The sequence below is a fragment of the Flavobacterium piscis genome (assembly GCF_001686925.1).
GTDB classification, from domain to species: Bacteria; Bacteroidota; Bacteroidia; order Flavobacteriales; family Flavobacteriaceae; genus Flavobacterium; species Flavobacterium piscis.
In genome coordinates, this window is record NZ_LVEN01000046.1 from 214,287 (window position 1) to 237,097 (window position 22,811).

The following is a 22,811-nucleotide window of genomic DNA, read 5'->3' on the forward strand; positions in this document are numbered from 1 at the left end:
AATAGTTTTCAGATTGAATCGTTTTGATTCTCAAAACTTTCAATCCTTACGTCAAAAGATAAAATTGGTTTTTGGAAAAGACTTTCGTTGAATACGAAACTTAATTTTCAACCTCAAATATAAACAAAAAACAACAACAAAGTAATTTCTTACAAATTTTTGCAGTAATGTCTATTTCAATTATTTTCAAAATTGCAGTTCTACATGCTTAAATTATGAAAATTTTAAAATAAAAATTTTGCGACTTCGCCACTTTGCAGAGATTTTTTCTATTCAGTAGTTCTAATTTTAGAAACCATAAAGGCGATCAAAACGCCAAAGATTCCGATAAAGGCAAAGGAAAACTGAAGTCCAAAAGCTTCCGCAATATGACCAATAACCGGAGGCCCCATTAAGAAACCTAAGAAACTTACACTTGAAACAATTGTTAAAGCTTCTCCGGGAGGAACCGTAGGATTTTTTCCTGCCATACTATAAACAGTAGGCACAATGGTAGCGACTCCTAAACCAACAAGCATAAAAGCAATGGTACAAGGAATAATATAAGGGAGAAAAACTGCCGTAAAAAGTCCGACAGAAATCATAACGCCGCTAATTTGCATCACGCGTTCACGTCCAAATTTATTGATAAGCCCATCGCCTAAAAATCGTCCGCTGGCCATCATGATCATGAAGGATGTATAGCCTAAAATTACTAAAGGTCCGGGAGCTTGTACAATATCTTTAAAGTAGACTCCGCTCCAATCGAACATTACCCCTTCGCTCGCCATACTGCAAAAACCAATGACGCCAAGCCAAAGCAAAGAGCTGTCGGGTTTTACAAATAGTTTTTTCTTTTCGGATGTTTTGTTTTTTATTTTTTCTTTGGCTTTGACCAAAAATTTAAAATTGAAAGCGACCATTAAAAGTACAATTGCGCCCACAACTAAAAAATGATGAAATGGTGTTAGTTTTAAAGTCAACATTCCCAGACCAACCAAAGCTCCTGTAAAGCCGGCAAAACTCCACATACCGTGAAAAGAGGACATGATTGTTTTTTTGAAAAGCACCTCGGTATAAACGCCTTGAGTATTTACGGCAATGTTGGCTAAATTTCCAAAAACTCCAAATAGAAATAATCCTAACGATAATTGCAACGCTGATGTTGCCAATCCTAAATTAGCCAGACATAAAACATACATTATTAAAGAGAAAATAAGAATACGATGACTCCCAAACTTGGTTACCATTTTACCTGAAAAAGGCATTATAATCAATTGCCCCATTGGCAAGGCAAAAAGAATCGAACCCAAATCGCCTTCGGTTAAATGTAGTGCGGTTTTAATGTCCGGAATTCTACTCGCCCAGGTTGCAAAACTTAATCCCATACCAAAATAAAACATTCCCACAGCAAAACGAATTCGGTTTAAGTAAGAGACTTTTGCTTCTCTATAAACTTTCTTGATTTTTCCTTTTGTTTGGAATAGCGATAATGGATTGAAACTGATCAAAGTAATGTATTTTTGGATTTCTAGCATAAAAGTACTAAAAAGCCACTTTATAGACTATAAAACCCTACTAGTTCCTAAATTTATAACGTTATATGTTTATAAATTTATTTTTTAAGGGACTAAGGTTCTGAGAAACTAAGGGGCTAAGATTTTCTATTCCTACGCATAAAAAAGACGCACAGTTGTGCGTCTTGAAGGTATTATTTAAAGATATAATTAGAATAAATCTGCGTTAATCCGTTTCATCCGTAAAACCCGTGGGCTAATTTATCTACAAATCAATTACTTTTTGTTGTGCATTACTTGCGATTGCAGCTTCTATAATTTGCATCACTTTTACCCCATCTTGTGCTGTAACAGGTTCTGTTTTATTATTCGCAATTGATTCATAAACTCCATCAAAAAACGAAAAATAATTTCCCTGAAGCGTTGGGATTTTTTCACGTATTTCTTTTCCGTCAATTTCGGTATGTAAAAGTCCTTGCAGGGTTTCTGATTCTGTTCCCCAAGTTTCCAGGTTTGGTTTTTTACCCAGTTTTAATTCATCTTCCTGGACATCACCGCGAGGTTTTAAAAACGAACCTTTTTTTCCGTGAATGGTATATGCCGGATTGGCTTCGCGAACAAAAAAACTGGCTTTTAAACGCACTCTGAAATCTTCATAAATCAACAATAAATCGATCCAGTCATCTACCAAAGAGTTTTCTCTTGTAAAACGAATATCTCCAAAAACTGACTTTGGTGAACCAAACAAACAAACGGCCTGGTCGATTAAATGCGGACCTAAATCTTTCAGGATTCCGGCGCCATCGTTTACAGTTTCTTTATGTGCTTTTGCACTCAATAAAGGATTGTATCTGTCAAAGTGAAATTCGGCTTCGACCAAATCTCCTAAAGTTCCTTCTTTGATTACTTTTTGAACGGTTTTAAAATCGCTGTCCCATCTTCTGTTCTGGAAAACAGCTAATTTTAATCCTTTTTCTTTTGCAATTGAGGCTAATTCTTCTGCCTCTGCCACGGTTGTAGTAAATGCTTTTTCGACAACAGCATGTTTTCCTGCCAAAAGAACTTTTTTAGCATAATCATAATGAGTGCCAACTGGCGTGTTTACAATTACCAAATCTACATCATCTGCTAGTAAATCATCAATTGTTGGATAACTTTTTACACTTGGATAATCTTCCTGAATGAGTTTTTTGCTTCTTTCCCAAGATCCTAAAAGTTCAAATCCGGGGTGAATATCTAAAAACGGTGCATGAAAAACTTTCCCTGACATTCCGTATGATAATAGTGCTGTTTTTATTTTTTGCATTTTGTCTAGTTTAGTTTTGCCACAGATTTCACAGATTAAAATGATTTTTCTTTCGCCACTAATTACACCAATTTTCGCTAATTTTTTTCGCAGTTTGAATTAATATCATTTGTGCAAATTAGTGTAATTCGTGGCGACATTTTTTTAAATCATTTTAATCTGTGAAATCTGTGGCAAAAAAATTATTTAATTTTAGCGCGTTCGTATTGTTTTGGCCATTGAATATCGTCGTGTAATTCTTTGGCAAAATCTAAAGGTAAATTCGGATTTCTAAGAGATTCTCTGGCGAATAAAACTAAATCGGCCTGATTGTTTTCCAGAATTTCTTCGGCTTGTTTGGCTTCGGTAATTAAACCTACGGCACCGGTTAAAATTGATGCTTCTTTTTTAACTTTCTCTGCAAACCGAACCTGATAACCCGCTTTTAATTCAATTTTTTGATGTGAAACCAATCCGCCTGATGAAACATCTATTAAATCTACTCCTTTTTCTTTTAAGATTTTCGAAAGTTGTACAGATTCTTCCGGATTCCATCCGCCTTCTGCCCAATCTGTGGCGGAAATCCTTACGAATAAAGGCAAATCAGAAGGCCATTCTGACTGAACCGCTGCTACAATTTCCAGAGTAAAACGAATTCTATTTTCAAAACTTCCGCCGTATTCATCGGTTCGTACATTAGTTAGCGGAGATAAAAACTGATGCAACAAATAGCCGTGTGCTCCGTGAAGTTCCATCACCTGATAACCCGCCTGAACCGCTCTTTTTGTCGCTGCCTTAAAATCTGAAATAACTTTTTGGATTCCGTTTTGATCTAAAGCTTCCGGAAGAAATGGTTCGCCATCATGATACGGAATGTTACTCGCGCCAACCGTTTGCCATCCGCCCTGAGCGAAATCTAATTTTTTATTACCTTCCCAAGGAGCCGAAACACTTGCTTTTCGTCCTGCATGCGCCAGCTGAATTCCCGGAATCCCTTTTTGTGACACGATAAATTCGTTGATTGTTTTGAGTTTTTCGATGTGCTCATCTTTCCAGATTCCTAAATCAGATGGAGAAATTCTGGCTTCGGGAGAAACTGCTGTTGCCTCCTGAATAATTAAAGCTGCTCCGCCACTGGCACGGCTACCTAAGTGAACCAAATGCCAATCATTTGCAAACCCGTCAACAGAAGAATATTGGCACATGGGCGAAATAACAATTCTATTTTTTAAAGTAATTTTTTTTATAGTAAGTGGAGAAAATAATAATGAAGCCATGTTTGTAACTTTTAAGGGTTTTGCGCTACCTATTGAGTATGATAGTGTTTAAAAAAGTAAAGTTAAAGCTTCTTCGTAAAAGGAGAAATCTAAATGTTTATTAATTAACAAACATTTAAAACCTTAAGTATTATATTGCACTATCAAATTAAAATAGAAACGTTACTTTTGTGCGTTAAATTACGAACTAAAAATACAAAATGGATATAGTTATCAAACTCTCTCAATTTCTATTGAGTTTATCTTTACTTATTATTCTTCACGAATTAGGGCATTTTATCCCTGCAAAATTATTTAAAACAAGAGTCGAAAAATTTTACTTATTTTTTGATGTTAAATATTCCCTGTTAAAAAAGAAAATTGGCGAAACCGAATACGGAATTGGTTGGTTACCACTTGGAGGTTATGTAAAAATCTCCGGAATGATCGACGAAAGTATGGACAAAGAACAAATGTCTTTGCCACCTCAACCGTGGGAATTTCGTTCTAAGCCAGCCTGGCAGCGTTTGATTATTATGTTGGGCGGAGTTACTGTAAACTTTATCCTGGCATTCATCATATATATAGGAATGGCGTTTGCATATGGCGATATTTATGTGGCTAACTCTGACTTAAAAGACGGGGTTTTAGTGGAAAATCCTGCAATGCTAAAAGCTGGTTTTAAAACTGGTGATAAATTTCTGGCTGTTGATGGACAAAAAATCGAAAATTTCGATAACGACATCAACATGAAAATTATCATGGCTAAAGAAATTTTGATTGAAAGAAACGGACAACAACAAACCGTTAAAATGCCTACTGATTTTGTAGATCAGCTTTCTAAACAGAAAAAAGCGCATCTTGTAGACATGAGAATTCCGTTTGCTATTGCTGCTGTTACGCCAGAATCTGGAAACACTGCTTTAAAACCAAAAGATTTAATTATTAGTCTTAACGGACAAGATGCAAGATATTTTGATCAGGTTAAAACAATTTTAGAAAAAAATAAAGGAAAAACAATTCCTGCTGTTGTTTTACGTGATCTAAAACAAGTACCTGTTACCGTTAAAGTTTCTGAAGCTGGTGTATTAGGTGTTAATGTTGGCGGTTTAAATATCGAATCTTTGGCAAAACTAGGTTACTATAAGGTAAGCACTAAAAACTACAGTTTCTTTGAATCTATTCCGGTTGGACTAACAAAAGGGAAAGATCAATTAGTAGGCTACGGAAAACAACTTAAAATGATTTTTAATCCTGAAACAAAAGCTTACAAACAAGTAGGTGGTTTTGCAGCGATTTTTAATATTTTTCCGAGTACCTGGAGTTGGGAAACTTTCTGGTCGATTACCGCTTTATTGTCGATTATGCTTGGAGTTATGAATTTATTGCCAATTCCGGCGCTTGATGGTGGTCATGTGATGTTTTTATTATACGAAATAATTAGCGGCCGAAAACCGAGTGACAAATTCCTTGAAAATGCTCAAATAGTTGGTTTCGTTCTACTTATAACGCTACTTTTGTTCGCTAACGGAAATGATATTTATAAGGCAATTGTCAAGTAGTAAAATATTTTAAAAAAAGTGCAAAAATATTTTTGAGAAACTAAAAAATCCTCTATATTTGCACTCGCTAAAAAGAGCAACAACTTCCTCCTTAGCTCAGTTGGTTAGAGCATCTGACTGTTAATCAGAGGGTCCTTGGTTCGAGCCCAAGAGGGGGAGCAACTTTTTTTAGCAAACATATTTACCTTTAAGGTGATTCCTTCTTAGCTCAGTTGGTTAGAGCATCTGACTGTTAATCAGAGGGTCCTTGGTTCGAGCCCAAGAGAGGGAGCTTAAAAAAAAAGACTATCAAATGATAGTCTTTTTTTTGTTTATAATGTTTGTATTGACCCCCAAATTCAACAGTAATATTGCATCAAGAGATGTATTGCGTTCCAACGGTTGAAACCGTTGGCTATATTTAAATACCAGTAGTCATAAATTCTTTTCAAAAATTAATCTCTAGTTCCTCACCAATTTATTGTGCTTCAACACATTATTGCCTATATTTTTACTTTCAAATAAAAGCATTGCTTCATTTGCTTTGCCCATTTGGTTGATACCTTTTAAGGATTCTGCATAACGATAATAATACATGGCATCTAAATCTGTTTTCAGAATAAAAAGTTCTTCGTAGTATTTAGCTGCTTTAGCCAAATCACCATCAAAATAAGCCCTGTCTGCCACTTTAGTGAGCATATCTATGGATTTATATCCTTTGTCCAAAACTTTTGAATATGTGTCGACTACATCTATCGTTAAATATTTTGGGGCTTCGGCGGGAGCGATTACATCGACTATAATCGGATCGATTTTTACGGACTATCAACGACAGTTTTTGACTTTAATGCAACATCAAAGCGTTTTACTTTCGGTTTTCTGTATATTGGCGTTACTACTCTGGTATTATTAGGACCGAGGTCATAGGTGTTGACCATATTGAGTTTTGAAACTTCGTATTTGGTAATTCTTTTTCCGAAAGTCATATTAATGGTTTCCTCTACATAATACCCTACAATTACCAGATTTTCTTTAGAGGAATTATCAGAACGCACGGTTGCATTCTCGATTGCTGTAATGGCAGAAGCATTGTCTTTGCTTTGCCCAAAACAGCTAAAAGAAAAATTTAATAAAATTGCTACAAAAAGTACCTCATAAATTTTCATCATAGTTTGGCATTATTCCTAAAATAAATACAAAACACTGATATAAAGATAGTTATTATTTTATTTCTTTATTTAATAAAACCTATAAACAGCCATAAAAAACGTTTAAACGTAACTAATAATATGGATTCTCATATTATTATAAAAAAGCAGCGTTACTTTTCAGTAACGCTGCTTTTTATTTAGATAATTTGCTATACTCTTAAACCCCTAACTTCTTCGCAATTTCAGTAGGTATTCCTCCTTTGTTTAGTAACAAAGCAGTTGTTTTATATTTCACAAAGTTTTTAGTTACAAACAAATATCCTTTGTAGTCGTTTGTTGCTCCCCATGAATTTTTTACAATATAATATTCTTTTCCGGTTTGATCTTTTGTAAGACCAATAATGTGCATTCCGTGGTCGTCTGTTGTGGTGTAATTGTCAAACGCAGCCTGACGCATTTCAGGTGTGATTTCAGGTTCCGCTTTTGGGCCGTTGAACATGTCTGCTTTTTCTTCGGCAGTCATATCGTCAAATTTCTTTGTTGGTACATAGGCTACTCCATTTTTCCAGCTAAAGCTTTTCTCGCTTACATCTGTTGCCCATGCTACTGTGTAACCTTTTTTAAGAGCATTGTCGATAACATCTGTCATGTCGTTTACTTTTACGTTGTAAACCTGATCAAATGACCAGTTGTCCGGTACCATCATGGTTGTTTTTTCGTAATACGGAGAGGTTGTAAACGATGAAATTTCTACATACTCATCAGGATTAATTCCTACTACTTCTTTAGCAAAAGTTTGTGGCGTATAGTTTTTCCCTTTGTAAGTAAAGTTTTCCGGCACGGTTCCTAAATACGAATCGATAACTGCAGTGTAAGCTTTTTTCCAGTTTGGCGTTAATTCGCCGTTCGGGTTTTTAACCACAGCCGCTAGAACACCTTCTATAAGCGCTGCCATTTCTCCAAATTTATTTTTATCAGTTCCGTAGTTCAATCCTGTGTAAACTTCTCTTGGTACGGTTCCGTATTTTTTATACATATTTATTACATCATGCAAAGCTCCACCATCACCTAAAGTAACTGCTCCGTGCATGCGTACATAATTTACTCCTTTTTCTACATAAACGTTTCTTGCAGAGTAAATCTGAGACAATTCTACTGGTTGTTTTCCTAAACGAATCATTTCTGACTCTAAGAAAGAGTTAGTAGAATAACTCCAACATGTTCCTGATGAACCCTGAAGTTTTACAGATGTAGTTCCTAAATTGATTACGTCGGTGAATTTAAAGTTTTCTTTACTTTTTTCGCTTGCATTGAGTTTTAGTGAATTCACTAAAATGTCTTGTGCAAAACAGCCAGTTGCTCCAAGAAAAAAAACCGAAGCAGCAAGCACTGATTTGAATGAAAATGTATTCATAATATTTATTTAATGATTTAATAAATTAGTTGTTACAATTTATTTTTGTTACAAAACAATTAAATTTTATACATAAAAGCTAAGTTTCAACCGTTAATAATTACAAAATATTTTCATTAAGCTATAATCTCTTACAAAATATGCAGAAAAGAAACTCTAACTAAATCGAAAAGAATGTTTTTTTACTTTTATAAAATGCCACTTGCTTTACATTTTGCTGGAATTTTACCCAATCAGGGATTTTTGGAGCGATCACTTCCGGAAACGAAAAAAACAAATAGTTTATTAGAAGCCAAAATCCAGGGTCCGGAATTTATTACCGGTAGAGCATTTGGTCCTGAAGGCTCCATACAGGCCATTATTTTTTGTGTACTTGGAACTATTGTAGTATTGATTTTGAGCCGCAAAGCAAACTAAATCATAAAACCTTACTGGAAGTAATAAGCATCCTGAAAAACTTGCTAGTAATGTTTACTATAAGCTGCTGATTGGAATTATAATCCAATCAACAGCTTCTTTTTTATAAAGCATTAGATTGTAGAAGTGAGAAAATATCTTTAATCGAAAATTGTGCACCACAAACAAATTCATCAGAAGCTCCGTAATAAACAGTCACAGTATCGCCATCAGGTTCAACGATATGCCCATTTGTAAATACTACATTGCCAAAGAATCCGCATAATTCATAATGTGTAGTAGGCACCATGATGGGCTCATGCGTTCTTGCAATTATTTGTGAAGGATCTTCGAGATCCATTAAAAAAGCTCCTAAACAATATTGATGATTTTCATTGGCGCCATGATAAATTTCTAACCAGCCTTTGTCTGTTTTTATAGGAGCAGCTCCTGCCCCAACTCTTTTACTATCCCACAATCCTTTTCTGGTTTTAATAATGCATTTGTGATTTCCCCAATGAATACCATCGGGAGATGAGGCTAACCAGATATAATTACCGCCAATATCTACGCTGCTTGGACGGTGCAAAGCATAAAAAATTCCATTTATTTTTTCTTCAAAAATGGCACAATCTTTATTGTGTGCCGGTAATATCATGCCGTGTTTTTTAAAATTTTTCCAATCTTTGGTGGTTCTTAAACCAACTCCAACGCCGTTGTCTGATACCGAAGTGAAGGTTAAATAATAAGTTCCTTCGATCAGAGCAACACGACAATCCTCGATTCCAAAAGTTTCCAGCGCTCCTTCACCAACAAGATGAGGATAATTTTCAGGCTCATAAAACCGATGTCCGTCTTCGCTGCACAATAATCTCAGATGCGATAACGTCGTTAAGTAATCGACTCCGTTATAATTAATTACTCTGGCATCCCTTGCTATTAAATCAGGATGATCTTTTACAATCTCAATTATTTCAATAGTGCCTGTTGCTGTTAATATCGGAAAAGAAATCATGTTTTCTTTTTGTTGTGGTCTTTCTGCAACTCGTACAATTAGCCATGTTTTATTTTCAAACCAAAATACTCCGGGATTCAGAAGGCAGGTAATTTCTAGTCCTTCTCTGCTTGCAGGTAGATCAGATGGCGATAGTAAAGGATTTTCTTTAAAACGTTTTGCTATATCTTTCATATCTATGTCTCTAGATTATTGTAGCTAAAAGATAACTCTATTTTTTTATTTAAGATCTATTTTTATTTAAAAACCTGCCATGCTTAAATTTTTACATAAAAAAACAAAAAAAAAGTCTCAATAGATAGTAACTATTGAGACTTTAGCTATAAACTAACTAATTGTAATATTATTATCGTAACCAATTGCTACCAAACACGATGTAATAAGCCCAGTCTTCATTACCTTTTGCAACGTCGACTCCCATACGGAGTTTGAATTTTCGAGCCAGTAAATATCTAAAACCTGTTCCGTAACTGTAGACTACCGGTTTAGAAAAAGCTTTATCCCAATCATTAAAAGCACTTGCAACACCGCCATAACCCATAAGGCTCCATCTTCTGTATACATCCCACCTCAACTCTCCTTCGGTAACGATACTGGTTTTACCCTGGTACCTGGCCGCCGGAATGCCTCTTAAGTTAATTCCTGGCCGAAGATAAAAAGGCGGACTCCCAAAAGCCTGCTCGCCCTCGATCCTGAGTCCTCCAATTATTTTTTTAGCTATGGGGTAATATCCAATTGCTGATAAATTTACCCGCCAGGCATCATAATCACTGCCTAATGTATTATCTGACCAAAAAAAGTCTGCCTGTAATCGAACTCCTTTATCCGGAGTAAAAATATTATCCCGTCCGTCAAACTGAATGGCTCCTCCTAATTGACTTACCACACTTTTTATATCATTTAATTTAGCAAATGAGGGAAGATTGTTTAAATCCGGAAAATTAATTTTAGAGTCTAACAAAAGATATTGTGGCCCCGCACTCCATTTTGCATTTCGAAACTGTTTCATTACTCGTGCGTAAAAAACAAATGATTTAAAATTAAGATCAATTTCCTGATCTTTTCCGCTGGGCAAATTTTCATAAAAAGACATGTTTACATTTCCATAACCTGCTCCCACACGGTACATTATCTTTGATTTTATAAAACTTCCGGCTCTAAACGCGCCCGCAACCCAGCTCTTATTACCTGTATACATACCCATCGCTCCCGTAATATCGGGGTCTATAAAGCGTTTTTTTCCGTTTTCATCAATTATGGGATCATGTTTTTTTAGAAAAATAGGTACAACTGCACCCCCAATTCCGCCTAAAGCCGGTTCTGTAATTAATGTGGGAACAACAATAAAACCATGTGCGTAAATAATATAATCGCTTAAATCGAATGCTCCGTCCAGAGAATCTTTTACACTAATATGAGTTTTTTGTCCTAGCAATGCAGTGGATGATAAGAGAAAGAAAAGTGTTGCGAGAATAATTTTCTGAAAGAGTTTCGTGCTTTTCCTGGTAGAATCTGAATATTTATTTCTCATTAAAAATAATTTAAGATTATCGAATTCATTAAAAAAAAAAACACTCTTCAATTAAAAAAAGCAGTCACATTACGCTACTTGCAACTATTTTTTCTTTAAACTAAACACATGTGCAAGCGTTAGAAAAAATGTATTTCCCTGAAATCTATTTATGGCTTCGACCTCAGCAATCCAACGGAATCCGGCAGAGGTACTAGAGCCAATATGAAAATAGTTTATCTCGGCTCCAATACCGCCAACACGATCTTTATCTGTTTCAATAGTACCAAATACAGGAACCGGTATTTGATCGTTTGTCACTTTGTATTGCAAATAATAAATTAATCCTGCGTTAAGGATTCCTTTAGGAGCTGTTTTTTCAGGATTCATCATATAAAATGTTTTTCCCAAACCTCCTTCAATACTTAAAAGATCTCCGGTTTTAATATCGGTATCTTTCTTTTTACCATTTATTTCATAAGAGGCCAAAGCCGAAAAATGAACCGTTTTTTTATCATTAAAAAATAAAGTGGTTCCGGCTGAAAATTCATTCATAAACATTCCTAAACCGCTATTATCAGAAGCTCCCATATCAAATTTTCCTGTTGGCAAGTAGATTTGATAACTAAAAACAAAATCGGCCCTTTTATTGTGCCAGCCCAATTGAACCGGTACGATATAAGTATCTGTTAAAGCAATAGAAGTTTTGGAGTCTAAAGTATTTCCCTGAATTCTATTGGATGCAAATGCAACTAAAACAGTTGCTCCGTAATTGGCACCTAAAATTTTGAAATCACTTACATAGGATGCCCCAACACCTGTAATAAACATGTTAATATCAGGATTTACAATAGCTTTATCGCCATTGGCATTTCGTAAAGATGAAGCACTGTAAAAATATCCCGGTACATAAACACTTAACGTATTTTCAGGAGTTTGTGTTCCGGACTGCAGTCCCATTGCACCAAGAATATGCCCTCCCTTAAGCTGACTATGACCAAGGAAACAAACAAAGAAAAGTAGTATTGTAAAAAATGATTTTATGGTTTGTCTCTTGGTATTAAATTTTGTTTTCATAATTGATATTTAAAAATTAATAGACTCCAAAGCTTCTTTTTACAAACTATCCCTTTTTAATTCGAAGCTTCTTTAAAATAGTAACCATTCGTTTTCTCAGGATTAATTCTAATTATTTTAAAATATTCAGAAGGTGATTTTCCGGTATGTTTTATAAAGGCTCTAAAACAAGTTGTTCTGGATTTAAAACCAGATCCCCAGGCCATACCTTCGAGTGATAGATCTTTCCATTCAGGATCATTAATTTTTTCTTTAAAATACTCAATCCTTTTTAAGTTGACATAATCCTGAAAATGAAGATTAAATTCTGAATTGATTAAATTGGAAATGTGATGTACTGATATTTCGGTTTCATCAGCTATATCGCGAATTACTAAATCTTTTTTCAAAAAGAGTTCTTTTGATGCAAAAATGCTTTCTAGTTTGTTTAGGTATAGTAATTTTTTTTCGGCAGTTAATTCTTTAACCAGTGGTAAAGCAGTTTTACTTTCGGCGGTTTTTAGGGGTTTTGATCTTGTTTCAGCAATCTCGATAGTTTCATTCGAGTCATAAAAAAATTGTGGTTTAAAATATAGCCAGCCTACTGTAAAAACCAAAACGGAGGATATTAATATGTAACAGGAAAAATCAACCTTATCAACTCGTGCAATTAAAAAATAATGCACAAAAAGAGCTGAAAACATAAACAATATCATCAAATTATATACTCTTATCCATCTTAAAATTTTTATTCTGCTAAAATGATTTTCTTTAAATGTTTTCAAATCATAATTCAAAATCATCATGGTCTGGCAAAAAGCGTAAAAGAGCCAAACAGTAAGACTTAATGTCGAAAACGGACTGTTTATTTTCACAGAAATATAATCAAGTATAGGAAGATTGATAAAATTCCCTAACCATACCAAAAGGGTTAAACTAAAATAGATTAGAAAAGGTAAAAAATGCAGCCAATCGTATTTTTTAAATAATCTGCCTGAAAACAATATACTTCTTACATACAAAAAAGCGCAAGGAGCCACCAGAAAAATAAACGATTTTGCAATCATAAATAAATCAGGAAAGTTTTTAAAACCAGTTACCGATAAGTAAAAGTTATAAACGCTGACAACTGCAAGACTGAACAAAAACAGGCCCAGAAAAAAACTTTTTGAATAGTTTTTTTTTGAAAAAAGAACCATAAACGAAGTTGCAAAACCAACTATTGTCGCTATAAAAAAGAATAGCGAAAGTACAATATCTACCATACTCTAACTCTTGATTTGTTTGAAATATTCCTTTTTCTTTTTAAAATAAATTTAAAAAGAAGCAGTCTTCAACTTATAAAACACTGTACTCACCGGGGAGATAAGTACAGTATTCTTAAATAATAAGTTTTAAACTATTTTTTTGCTAATCCCGGAGGAAAACCTTCCAGAATTTTTTTGATAGAACTGGCAACAAATTCGTCAGGATTGTCTGGTTTGCTGTCAATTTGTGCATTACCTACTCCTTGCCAAATTAGTTTTTGAGTTTTTGAAGACACGATATCGATTATAAGTGAACCATCAACATAATCGTAAGTATTAAATGTTGTATTGGCACCACCCATCATCGCTCCTCCGCCCCAATATCCGTAAGGACGGTACATTCCGCCATAGCCATAAAAATCTGAGTTAGCAGTAACCTGTGTTTTATTTTTTAAGATGGTAACTGCATTTACTTTTAAATCAGGATCAGCACTGGTTTCTGTAAAGCCTTTGCTAATTAATTCTGAACGGATCGCCTTTGTAATACGATCCACATTTAATTGATTTATCTGACCTTCCTGCGCTTTTAAATCATAAAATGCAAACGTTTTATATTCGCTAAAATTAGCGGCATGGTCGTAATCAGTTGTAACTTTTACAGATGGAGAACAGCTGTAAAACAAACCCAAAAGTAACATTGGGATTATACGAAGATTCTTTCTTTTAATATTCATGTTGTGGTATTTAAATTAATGATTAAATTCGTTTTTAACTAAAATTCTTAAATCTTGATTAAATCCTGAATATGGGGGAAGTCATGTTAAATAATTGCTTAATTTTTTCACAAACAACTACTAACCAATACCTTAGTTCATACTCAAAGATAAATTATTTTATTTAATTAGCATAGTACTATCACTAAAATTCTTACTTATTCTATCACAATAATTTTTGTCTCAAAAATCTCTTACCCGTATATTCTATTTTATTAATAAAGCTAGATTTCTGCCGAAATGGGTAATTTTCCTTCTTTTATTGCTTCTAACATTTTATTATAATCTAATTCGTTTTGATTGGCATAGGAAATAGAGAATCTCGAAATGGCATTGGCAAATTCATCACTTTTTCCTATATAACCTGACAGCACCGACGGATCTCCAGTACGGGCATGTGCTCTTGCAAGTGCCCATCCGCAAGCTTTGGCATAATCGCTCATGTTTTTAGCTTTCATAATTTCAAGTACTGGTTTTACTTTTGCATCACGAAGCTGTCGGATATAGAAAAATTTACTATTATCGGTATTATTTGTCCATCCTAAAAACAGATCCGATGCCGCTTGCATCAACTTTTGTCCTCTCACTATTCGTTCGCCCTGATGTGTGTATTTGCTTTTTGCTTTTACATTTTCTTCTAAAACACTTTTTCTGGCTTCTTTAAATTGTAAAAAAATAGGTTCTCCAGTGGCGGACATTAATAAACTAATACCGCAAAGTGTTCCCACACTTCCCACACCTACTACTTTTATGGCCAAATCATGCAAAGTATACCTGCTAAGCAATACTTTTTTTTCATCAGACAATGTTTCTAAATATTTATTATGAATGGTTTCTGCTTCTAACAAAATCCGTTTTCCCTCTTCTCCTGATGGATGATAAATTAAAGGCGGGTCGTCTTTTATTCTGGCCCGTGGTCCTTCCTGATACGTCATTTTTGCAAATTCTTTTTCGTGCGCAGTATATTCTGCTGCTTTTTTTAGTCTTTTTTGCTGAAATTCTTTCAGTTCCTCATCTTCGTTTCTGTCAATAAGTTCAGCCAGATCAATGTCAGCGTACCAAATTTGAAGTGCCGATAATTTACTGTATTCCAGCATATGTCTCTTATAACTATCGGCAACATTCCATGCAAATTCTTTACAGGTTTTATTGCTAAATTTTCTCCATCGTCCTGCAATTACAAAACTTGCTGCAAGTCTTTTTAAATCCCATTCCCACGGACCCGGAAATGTTTCATCAAAATCATTTATATCAAAGACCAATTTACGTTCCGGGGTTGCAAAACCTCCAAAATTCATCAAATGGCAATCACCGCAAAGCTGTAAATCTATTCCAGTATTTACTGTTGTTCTTAAATCTGCAGCCATAATAGCAGCAGATCCTCTAAAAAAGGCAAAGGGACTTTCCATCATTCTGCTGTATCGAATGGGCAGTAAACTTTCTATTCTTCCAATGCTGGTTTTAATTAAAATTTCTACCGGATCTTCACGGTTTTCTGCAGGCGAATACTTCTCATGAGAAGAACGTGGAACGACTTTTCTAATTGCCGTACCTTTATCGTAACGCTCTGCTTTTGAAGATAATGCATCAAATGAAATTTCGATATTTTCCAATTTTTCAGCCATTAGAATAATTATTACTTCACTTCCTTAATATCATCCATTTTCCAGCTTTTATCAAAATAAGCCTGAGTTGGTCCGTAAAAACGCATGTAGGTAAACCAGTGTTTTCCTGGTAAAGTCTGTACCCAGTTTTTCTCTTTTCCGGCTGGTGCCTTTGGTCCAAAATACAAATCGACAGAACCATCAGCATTTTTTATTAAATCCTTACGGGAAGATAAATCAGCATTTTTTTGAGGATTATCAATCAGACAGCGTGTCGCCACATCGTAAATCGTAATCGACCAGAAATTTACAGCCGGAGGGTTTGCCGGCACATTCAATGTATAATTTTTCCCTCCATCGAGCCAGTTTCCTGTATTATCAAAATAAGAACCTAAATAGGCCTGACCCACATTTGGAATTTTAGTAATCATAGCTTTTGAATACGTTACCGCTTCATAGAAATAGGACGTTCTTTCAAAAAATTCATCATAATTATCAGCATGTTGTGACGGATCTTTGATAATCATTACATAATCCCATTTTTTATCCGGCCAGTGTTTTACGTCTTTAAAACGTTTTTCGAATGAATTTGCCATTGCCATTTGCTGTCCTTTTTCGGCAGCAGCAATTAAAATTTTCTTCTGACGCTCATCCGGATTAAACGGTTTTCCTTTTTCAATACCCAAATTTATAAGCCACGCCATAAAAAAGCGATCACGATCTTCTACAGGTTCATTTTGTAAAATGGCATGAAGACGTTCCCAATAGGCAATTCCTGATGGCTGAATCCCTAACCACTTTTTGCCGGCTGGCGGACTAATTACTCTCGTAGCTGTTGGATTTGCCCGTTTGTCATAAGGATATATTTTTACCTGCTTCAATAATGTTTCGGTCACTTTCGGATCCGGATCTAATGTTCTAAAACCAAAAAACACGTTAACAGTATTACATGGAACTATAAAATAACCTGCTGCTTTGAAATCTTTCATTGTTGGCGGCACTAAAATATATTTACCACCTTTTCCTTTATCTGGTCCCATTTCTCCAATTACAGCCTGCTCGCGTTGCCAGAAATCTGCTAATCCACCAGCTGTATGTCCTGCGGGCATTTCGATAACAGTCGGGCCATTAGCAGCAAGATCTATAAACGAAACAATATAAGGCGTTGTAGCATTTGCTGTAAGAATTCCTAAACGATCGTTATAATTATTATAAAGAATCAAATCATTACTTGTAGCGTTAAATGTTTTGTATTGCTGCTGCTGCCATTCGGCGAAAGCCACAATTGGTAATCCCCACAAATAACATTGAGTTGCCTGTTGAAAATCCATTTCGTCAAATAATTTTGGAATAGATTCTTTTGAAGGTAATTCTCCATCCATTTTTATTTCAGTTCCAGAAGTTGAAACTGATGCTGAAGCAACATTTTCTGTTGTTGCTTTTTTACATCCAAAATTTAAAAGAAGAGATGAAAATACGATAATAATGAGACATCTGTTTTTCATAATGCTGTATAATTAAATGCTGAAACTTAAATTTCCTGAATTCCGATTTGTATTTATTTCACCTCTTCAACATCTCCCATTTTCCATGTTTTATCAAAAAATCCTTTTTCTGGTCCATAAAAACGAGCCAGTAATTCAAATTTTCTTTTAGGATCTGTAGGAACCCAATTTGCTTCTTTTCCTTCTGGAGCTTTTGCACCAAAATAAAGATCTACAGAACCGTCGGCATTTTTCTGAAGTCCGGGTGTTGTCGAAGCACGGCTCGAATATTTCATACCGAGAATCAATGCGTGTGTTTCACGATCATAAGCTGTTATAGACCAATATAATTTTACTGGAACTTTGGCTGGCAGATGAAGTTTATACAATTTTGAACCATCAAATTGCTGCCCGTTATTATCTTTAATTGACATTAAATAAAATTGCCCTGTCCCCAGTTTTTTTGCACTGAAATAAGCCATTGAATAACTTATCGCTCTTTCATCAACAGGATAAAGTCCAGGAACTGAATAATTTGACATTATAGCTTTCACCACATCTGGCGAAGCTGGTAATGCCCAGTTTGTTCCATCATAAAAAGGAGGTGTAAATATTTTTTCATACTTTGAATCAATCCACTTGTGTGCGTCTGTAATTGCCGCATTTAGAATTTCCTGTTTTCTGGCATCGGCGTGAAAAGTTTTTCCTTTTTCTATTCCAATTGATTTTAGCTGATCGACCATTACAAGATCTCGTTCCAACCAGGGTTCTCTTTGCACGAACTGATTTAGGATTTCAAAAAAATGAAAATTATACGGAATGGTGTTGGTAAAATCAGTATTAAGCAAATCAACAAAAGTCGTCACTGGCGGATTATCAGCCTGAGAAAGCGGATATATTTTTACTTTTTTTCCATATTCTATAGCTCTTTTCAAGTCATTTGGACTTCCATCGGTAAGATTGGATCGCAGTATTGCAAATCCCGTATAAGTTGATGACGGCATCGGAATATAACCTAACGGAACAGCATCTTTATAATTAGGCGGTAAAATAAGATACTTACCTCCCTTTCCTTTATCTACTCCAGCCGGGCCAATATCTTCAATTGCAGTCTGCCAGCCATCATCTAAACTCCCTGTTAATGAAGAAGCTCCTTCAACTGCTGGGATTTCTAAAACAACCGGACCTTGTCTGATATCATAAAATGGATTTATGTAAATCACATCTGGATTTGGTGTCAGAGTTTGGTTTTTAGAACTAATAAGACCCGACCAAAAAACAACTTGATTGTAATCGCCTTTTGCTTTGATAAGACTTTCATGAAACAATTCTGAATTTACTGCCGGCATTCCCCAAATTACTGCTTGAACTGCACGATTATAAATGAGCTGTTCTTCAAAATTGGCGGGTTTAAATACCGCTGTCTGAGTAGTATCTGCAACAATCGTCGTTTCATTTTTTTTTGTAGAATTAGTACAAGACCACAACGTGCCAATGAATGCAATTAATAACATTTTTGATTTCATAAATTTTACTTTTAAGGATGAAAAAAGTACTATATCTTAAGAACCCGGAAATACAAAAGCCACAACCGCTCTCAATCCCCAATCTGGTCTTATATCCGAATGCCCCACAATTGGTATCAAGGGCATAACAGCAAATTGCATCGTTTGACCGCCTAATTTTGTAATAGCTCCAACATTTGGACTAAGTGTAATTAATGTTGTATTTCCTTCCCAATTTTGTGTAATCTCTGAAGTAATACCTAAACTCGCACCACTTTTGTAACTATGAGTTAAAAATATCTGGGTGTAAAATTGATTAAAATCGGCTCTGTTTTCGTTTCCTGCTACAGACCATATCTGATTAGCAATGAAGCCTATAGAAAGGCCTTTCCCCTGATGCATGACCAAAACACTTGGTCCGACTCCAAATTTTTCTGTCCCCAGAAATTTTTCTGTAGCCGTTGGCACTAAAAAAGCAGGACCAACTCCCAAAATAATTCCTTTGGTTTTAGGGGCAAAAAATGCTGTTACGGTTGCATCGCTTAAACCAAATTCATGGCTATTTTCTGCAATAACATCCTGCTGATCTACCACTGGAAGAATATAACGAGTAATTAAATTTAGATTTTCACTTAATTTAAAAGGAATGACTGGCTGAATATTTATTTGGTATTTTGCTCCATTGTACGGACCAATGCCATACGTTAAATTGTTCTGCAAAGGAACACTGATCAAACTCGCAACCGGATTGGCTAATTTATCTGCCAGTTCCTGAGCACTTGCTCCGGCTTTCGGCTCTTCTTGTGCAAAAGCTGAAAGACCAATGAGAAAATAAACTACGCTCAAAAAGAATTTGACATTTGTAAAGGAGTTGCTCTGTTCCATAATACATTTGATTTAAAATATTTGTTCTCAAAATCAAAATGAAACAATCTTTACTACTAAAAATTGTTCCATCTTAATCCTAACTAATTCAAAATTATCGAGTTGGAAATATGGTTTTCCAATCGTCCTTCATACTAACTACATGATATTTGTATTTGACAGCAGTACTTAGAGACAAATTATCTTTTTCCTGATAATTGTATTCTCTTATGGAATCGTTATGGTTTACAATCAGTTGAAAAGAAGGATATTTGCTTCCCGAAGAATATCGTAACATAGCAAGATCGCCAGCTCCACCTTCGTTTCCGCAGGCAAAAACAGGTCTTTGACCTATATGAAGCTGTATACCCACAGGTTTTCCTACTTTATCATCTAAAAGATCTAAGGCAGGTTCTCTTTTAATGGAATTTGTTGCATCGTCAAAAGTGTATTTGAAAGAAGTTCCAACAACTTGTTCTTTTGGAATTCCGTAAAAATCAGCTGATATTGCTCGTACTAATTCGATCGTTCCACCCGTTACAATGAAAGTTTTGAAACCATTTGCACGCAAATAATTCAAAAGCTCCAATTGTGGCTGGTATCTGATTTGTTTTAGGGGAACATTTTTACCGGGATACTGAGCACTTGCAAAAAACTCTTTTGTAGAAGCTTCAAATTCATCCTCGGTCATACCGGTATGTGTGGCTGCAATCAATTCGATTAAGGCTTTATCTCCTCCTTTTTCGAAAAAGGTTTTGTCTTTTTCTACAACCGCTTTAAAAGGTTGTTTTTGAGCTAAAGCAGGATTTTTTTCAATCATTTTCTTCACTCTGTAGAAAGCAAATAATTCCTGAACATAGGGTTTTTCAGCCCAAAGCGTTCCATCATTATCAAAAGTGGCAATACGGTTTTCTATCGGAATAAAATCAGGACTTCCTTCTTTTGTAACTTTAGTAACATAAGCAATTATATCTTTTTTCAAAGCTCCATCATTCCAGCTTGGCAGTGGATCGCCACTTGTTGCGATAGTTTGAGTACTATCTTTCGGGTTGGTGGCGGTAATCGTATCTGATTTTTTACAAGAACCCAGTAACAATAAAAACAGGGGTACTATATATATTTTTCTATACATAATATTGATTTTTAAGTTATTGAAAAGCTTGAGCCATTACTGGCTCAAGCTCTATTAATCCTAATTTCTTTATTTTTTCTTTTTATCTGTTTTTGCATTTGCATCATCGACACTTTCGTTTGCATTACCTGGAAGTATTTTTCTTTCTTTTTCTATAAATGCCTTCGCTTTTATTTGCAATAATTTTTGCTCCAATATAGTTGTTGGGTTAAAACTTGGAGGCACCGAACGCGGAGGATATTTATCAAATGTTTCAGCGAAAATAAATACCTGCTCCATAAGACCATATACAGATGGAACGTGATTGATAATCCAATCCCAATAGGTATTCGAAGTTATATCTGCCCTTTCATAAGGATCTTGCATTAAATTGAATATTTTTTGCATACGAAGTTTTGTAAAAGGTTCAGCCCAAAGTCCCATCGTACCCTGCATACGCTGTTCAGCAAAAACATATTTATAATCTCCCTGACGCAACCCTACCAATAAACCATCATCATCTGAATAAAAGAATTTATCTCTTGCACTTGGCCCTGTACCGCGAAGAATTGCTGACTGATCAAATCCATCTAAGTGAACATTATAGTTTTTACCATTTGCACTATACCCGTTCAATAATTTTTTTGCTAAATCTGGTTCACCTGCAATTGAAGCCAATGTTGGCATCCAGTCATTATGACTCATCATTTCATTTGTAATTTGTCCTGGTTTGATTACGCCTGGCCAACGCACTAAACAAGGAACTCTAAAAGCACCTTCCCAGTTTGTGTTCTTTTCAGAACGAAACGGTGTCATAGCGCCATCAGGCCATGTATTCATGTGAGGGCCATTATCTGTAGAATAAACCACTAGCGTATTATCAGCAATACCTAAATCATCTAATACTTTTAAAAGATCTCCAACTGTTAAGTCGTGCTCAATCATACCGTCAATATATTCACTGTCTCCATGAGTATATTTACCTCTGTGTTCTGGTCTTACGTGAGTACGTAAGTGCATACGGGTACCATTCCACCATACAAAAAATGGTTTTCCTGCTGCATGCTGTCTTTTAATAAAATCGATTGCTGCCGCAGATGTTTCGTCGTCGATAGTTTCCATTCTTTTTTTAGTAAGAGGACCTGTATCTTCGATTCTTTGTTTTCCAATTTTTCCAAAACGAGGATCCGGAATACTTCCATCATCAACATTTGTTGCAGTACATTTTAAAACTCCTCTTGGCCCGAATTTTTTCAAGTAAGAAGGGTCTTTAGGATAATCCGGCAATTCTGGCTCTTCTTCAGCATTTAAGTGATACAGGTTTCCGAAAAATTCATCAAACCCATTTACGGTCGGTAAACTTTCGTTACGGTCACCCACGTGATTTTTACCAAACTGACCTGTAGCGTAGCCCAAATTTTTCATAATACCCCCAATAGAAGGATCTAACTGGCTCATACCCATTGGAGCACCTGGAAATCCTACTTTGGTTAACCCGCTTCGAATACCATGCTGCCCTGTAAGTAATGCAGCACGTCCCGCAGTACAGCTTTGTTCTCCATAATATTGTAAAAATCGAATTCCTTCATTGGCAACGCGATCAATATTAGGAGTTGTATATCCCATTAATCCATCGCTATAAGCACTAATATTGCTTATACCAATATCATCTCCCCAAATTATTAAAACATTGGGCTTTTTCGCACTTTGACCGTTCATTTGCATACTACTGAAGCATGCTAATGCTAAAAGCATCATTGTGTTTTTAAAAACACATTTAAGTCTAACTTGTTTCATGGTAATAAAATTTGTTAATAGTTCTTGTGTTATAAATGATGTGCGTATAAAATCTAAAAAAGTATTATTTTATTTTTCCAATAAGAAAATTCATTAATGTGGAACATGTTTCAAATTTTTCATTTTATATAATGGGCAAATTTGAATCAAGAATTTTCTTAACTTTTTTTTAAGTATCTCAAAATTAGATAATAAATAATCGAATTATAGTATTTAGATGACATGAGATTGTTTCATTTTATAAAATGAAACAATAAAAACACTATATTTTGCGCAATTGTATTTCCTTTTGCACATTGCAGCATC

At 35.1% G+C, this 22,811-nt stretch carries 19 protein-coding genes and 2 tRNA genes; 4 read left to right on the forward strand and 17 right to left on the reverse strand.

The window, feature by feature from the left end; genetic code table 11:
* Positions 1-269: 269 nt before the first annotated feature.
* From FLP_RS22015 to FLP_RS22025, 3 genes are all read right to left on the reverse strand, one after another.
* The gene (locus FLP_RS22015; RefSeq protein ID WP_243397604.1) at positions 270-1,490 is read right to left on the reverse strand and encodes an MFS transporter; all 1,221 of its coding nucleotides are present in this window, start codon (positions 1,488-1,490) and stop codon (positions 270-272) included.
* 271 nt (positions 1,491-1,761) lie between these two features.
* Complete coding sequence (locus tag FLP_RS22020; protein ID WP_065451648.1) at positions 1,762-2,802, reverse strand: Gfo/Idh/MocA family oxidoreductase; 1,041 nt, start codon at positions 2,800-2,802, stop codon at positions 1,762-1,764.
* 182 nt (positions 2,803-2,984) lie between these two features.
* Entirely contained in the window at positions 2,985-4,058 is a 1,074-nt protein-coding gene (locus FLP_RS22025) for an NADH:flavin oxidoreductase/NADH oxidase (protein WP_065451649.1), read from the reverse strand.
* Positions 4,059-4,258: 200 nt separating this feature from the next.
* Here FLP_RS22025 and rseP point away from each other — a divergent pair, with 200 nt between their 5' ends.
* The 3 genes from rseP to FLP_RS22040 all read left to right on the forward strand — a co-directional run bounded on the left by rseP (position 4,259) and on the right by FLP_RS22040 (position 5,870).
* Positions 4,259-5,599, forward strand: coding sequence for an RIP metalloprotease RseP (gene rseP, locus FLP_RS22030; protein WP_065451650.1), 1,341 nt, complete (start codon positions 4,259-4,261; stop codon positions 5,597-5,599).
* Between the two features lie 85 nt (positions 5,600-5,684).
* A tRNA-Asn gene (locus tag FLP_RS22035) sits at positions 5,685-5,758 on the forward strand.
* Positions 5,759-5,796: 38 nt separating this feature from the next.
* Positions 5,797-5,870, forward strand: a tRNA-Asn gene (locus FLP_RS22040).
* 170 nt (positions 5,871-6,040) lie between these two features.
* Here FLP_RS22040 and FLP_RS22045 read toward each other — a convergent pair.
* The 3 genes from FLP_RS22045 to FLP_RS22055 all read right to left on the reverse strand — a co-directional run bounded on the left by FLP_RS22045 (position 6,041) and on the right by FLP_RS22055 (position 8,143).
* Entirely contained in the window at positions 6,041-6,277 is a 237-nt protein-coding gene (locus tag FLP_RS22045; RefSeq protein WP_065451651.1) for a hypothetical protein, read from the reverse strand.
* 116 nt (positions 6,278-6,393) lie between these two features.
* Positions 6,394-6,747 (reverse strand): hypothetical protein, encoded by a 354-nt coding sequence (locus FLP_RS22050; RefSeq protein ID WP_123921694.1) that lies wholly within the window; start codon positions 6,745-6,747, stop codon positions 6,394-6,396.
* 199 nt (positions 6,748-6,946) lie between these two features.
* A complete protein-coding gene (locus FLP_RS22055) occupies positions 6,947-8,143 on the reverse strand; it encodes a C1 family peptidase (protein ID WP_065451653.1) in 1,197 nt (398 codons plus the stop codon).
* A 174-nt stretch (positions 8,144-8,317) separates the two neighbouring features.
* Here FLP_RS22055 and FLP_RS22060 point away from each other — a divergent pair, with 174 nt between their 5' ends.
* Complete coding sequence (locus tag FLP_RS22060; RefSeq protein ID WP_123921695.1) at positions 8,318-8,560, forward strand: hypothetical protein; 243 nt, start codon at positions 8,318-8,320, stop codon at positions 8,558-8,560.
* A 103-nt stretch (positions 8,561-8,663) separates the two neighbouring features.
* Here the strand turns inward: FLP_RS22060 and FLP_RS22065 are convergent, their stop codons facing one another.
* The 11 genes from FLP_RS22065 to FLP_RS22115 form a co-directional block, all read right to left on the reverse strand.
* Positions 8,664-9,728: a glycoside hydrolase family 130 protein gene (locus FLP_RS22065; RefSeq protein WP_065451655.1), complete on the reverse strand. Its 1,065-nt coding sequence runs from the start codon at positions 9,726-9,728 to the stop codon at positions 8,664-8,666.
* A gap of 172 nt (positions 9,729-9,900) precedes the next feature.
* A complete protein-coding gene (locus FLP_RS22070) occupies positions 9,901-11,085 on the reverse strand; it encodes a BamA/TamA family outer membrane protein (protein WP_065451656.1) in 1,185 nt (394 codons plus the stop codon).
* Between the two features lie 84 nt (positions 11,086-11,169).
* Positions 11,170-12,141, reverse strand: a complete 972-nt coding sequence (locus FLP_RS22075; protein ID WP_065451657.1) for a SphA family protein — start codon at positions 12,139-12,141, stop codon at positions 11,170-11,172.
* 56 nt (positions 12,142-12,197) lie between these two features.
* A complete protein-coding gene (locus tag FLP_RS22080) occupies positions 12,198-13,385 on the reverse strand; it encodes a helix-turn-helix domain-containing protein (RefSeq protein ID WP_065451658.1) in 1,188 nt (395 codons plus the stop codon).
* Between the two features lie 134 nt (positions 13,386-13,519).
* Positions 13,520-14,101 (reverse strand): DUF4136 domain-containing protein, encoded by a 582-nt coding sequence (locus FLP_RS22085; RefSeq protein ID WP_065451659.1) that lies wholly within the window; start codon positions 14,099-14,101, stop codon positions 13,520-13,522.
* Positions 14,102-14,364: 263 nt separating this feature from the next.
* Positions 14,365-15,765 carry a DUF2252 domain-containing protein gene (locus FLP_RS22090; RefSeq protein WP_065451660.1) on the reverse strand — a complete coding sequence of 467 codons (1,401 nt, stop codon included), beginning with the start codon at positions 15,763-15,765 and terminating at the stop codon, positions 14,365-14,367.
* An 11-nt stretch (positions 15,766-15,776) separates the two neighbouring features.
* Positions 15,777-17,249 (reverse strand): DUF1254 domain-containing protein, encoded by a 1,473-nt coding sequence (locus tag FLP_RS22095; RefSeq protein ID WP_083195926.1) that lies wholly within the window; start codon positions 17,247-17,249, stop codon positions 15,777-15,779.
* 53 nt (positions 17,250-17,302) lie between these two features.
* Positions 17,303-18,754, reverse strand: a complete 1,452-nt coding sequence (locus FLP_RS22100) for a DUF1254 domain-containing protein (protein WP_083195927.1) — start codon at positions 18,752-18,754, stop codon at positions 17,303-17,305.
* A gap of 36 nt (positions 18,755-18,790) precedes the next feature.
* Positions 18,791-19,618, reverse strand: a complete 828-nt coding sequence (locus FLP_RS22105; protein ID WP_065451661.1) for a hypothetical protein — start codon at positions 19,616-19,618, stop codon at positions 18,791-18,793.
* 94 nt (positions 19,619-19,712) lie between these two features.
* Positions 19,713-20,729 (reverse strand): HAD family hydrolase, encoded by a 1,017-nt coding sequence (locus tag FLP_RS22110; protein WP_083195928.1) that lies wholly within the window; start codon positions 20,727-20,729, stop codon positions 19,713-19,715.
* 69 nt (positions 20,730-20,798) lie between these two features.
* Complete coding sequence (locus tag FLP_RS22115; RefSeq protein WP_065451662.1) at positions 20,799-22,505, reverse strand: arylsulfatase; 1,707 nt, start codon at positions 22,503-22,505, stop codon at positions 20,799-20,801.
* Positions 22,506-22,811 lie beyond the last annotated feature (306 nt).

What these genes read in the sequence shown, in the direction of transcription:
- FLP_RS22090 (WP_065451660.1), bottom strand. Translation starts at nt 15,765, where the DNA reads ATGGCTGAAAAATTGGAAAATATCGAAATTTCATTTGATGCATTATCT.
- FLP_RS22095 (WP_083195926.1), bottom strand. Translation starts at nt 17,249, where the DNA reads ATGAAAAACAGATGTCTCATTATTATCGTATTTTCATCTCTTCTTTTA.
- FLP_RS22055 (WP_065451653.1), bottom strand. Translation starts at nt 8,143, where the DNA reads ATGAATACATTTTCATTCAAATCAGTGCTTGCTGCTTCGGTTTTTTTT.
- FLP_RS22045 (WP_065451651.1), bottom strand. Translation starts at nt 6,277, where the DNA reads ATGCTCACTAAAGTGGCAGACAGGGCTTATTTTGATGGTGATTTGGCT.
- FLP_RS22105 (WP_065451661.1), bottom strand. Translation starts at nt 19,618, where the DNA reads ATGGAACAGAGCAACTCCTTTACAAATGTCAAATTCTTTTTGAGCGTA.
- FLP_RS22020 (WP_065451648.1), bottom strand. Translation starts at nt 2,802, where the DNA reads ATGCAAAAAATAAAAACAGCACTATTATCATACGGAATGTCAGGGAAA.
- FLP_RS22110 (WP_083195928.1), bottom strand. Translation starts at nt 20,729, where the DNA reads ATGTATAGAAAAATATATATAGTACCCCTGTTTTTATTGTTACTGGGT.
- FLP_RS22060 (WP_123921695.1), top strand. Translation starts at nt 8,318, where the DNA reads ATGTTTTTTTACTTTTATAAAATGCCACTTGCTTTACATTTTGCTGGA.
- FLP_RS22065 (WP_065451655.1), bottom strand. Translation starts at nt 9,728, where the DNA reads ATGAAAGATATAGCAAAACGTTTTAAAGAAAATCCTTTACTATCGCCA.
- FLP_RS22075 (WP_065451657.1), bottom strand. Translation starts at nt 12,141, where the DNA reads ATGAAAACAAAATTTAATACCAAGAGACAAACCATAAAATCATTTTTT.
- FLP_RS22085 (WP_065451659.1), bottom strand. Translation starts at nt 14,101, where the DNA reads ATGAATATTAAAAGAAAGAATCTTCGTATAATCCCAATGTTACTTTTG.
- FLP_RS22025 (WP_065451649.1), bottom strand. Translation starts at nt 4,058, where the DNA reads ATGGCTTCATTATTATTTTCTCCACTTACTATAAAAAAAATTACTTTA.
- FLP_RS22050 (WP_123921694.1), bottom strand. Translation starts at nt 6,747, where the DNA reads ATGATGAAAATTTATGAGGTACTTTTTGTAGCAATTTTATTAAATTTT.
- FLP_RS22070 (WP_065451656.1), bottom strand. Translation starts at nt 11,085, where the DNA reads ATGAGAAATAAATATTCAGATTCTACCAGGAAAAGCACGAAACTCTTT.
- rseP (WP_065451650.1), top strand. Translation starts at nt 4,259, where the DNA reads ATGGATATAGTTATCAAACTCTCTCAATTTCTATTGAGTTTATCTTTA.
- FLP_RS22080 (WP_065451658.1), bottom strand. Translation starts at nt 13,385, where the DNA reads ATGGTAGATATTGTACTTTCGCTATTCTTTTTTATAGCGACAATAGTT.
- FLP_RS22115 (WP_065451662.1), bottom strand. Translation starts at nt 22,505, where the DNA reads ATGAAACAAGTTAGACTTAAATGTGTTTTTAAAAACACAATGATGCTT.
- FLP_RS22100 (WP_083195927.1), bottom strand. Translation starts at nt 18,754, where the DNA reads ATGAAATCAAAAATGTTATTAATTGCATTCATTGGCACGTTGTGGTCT.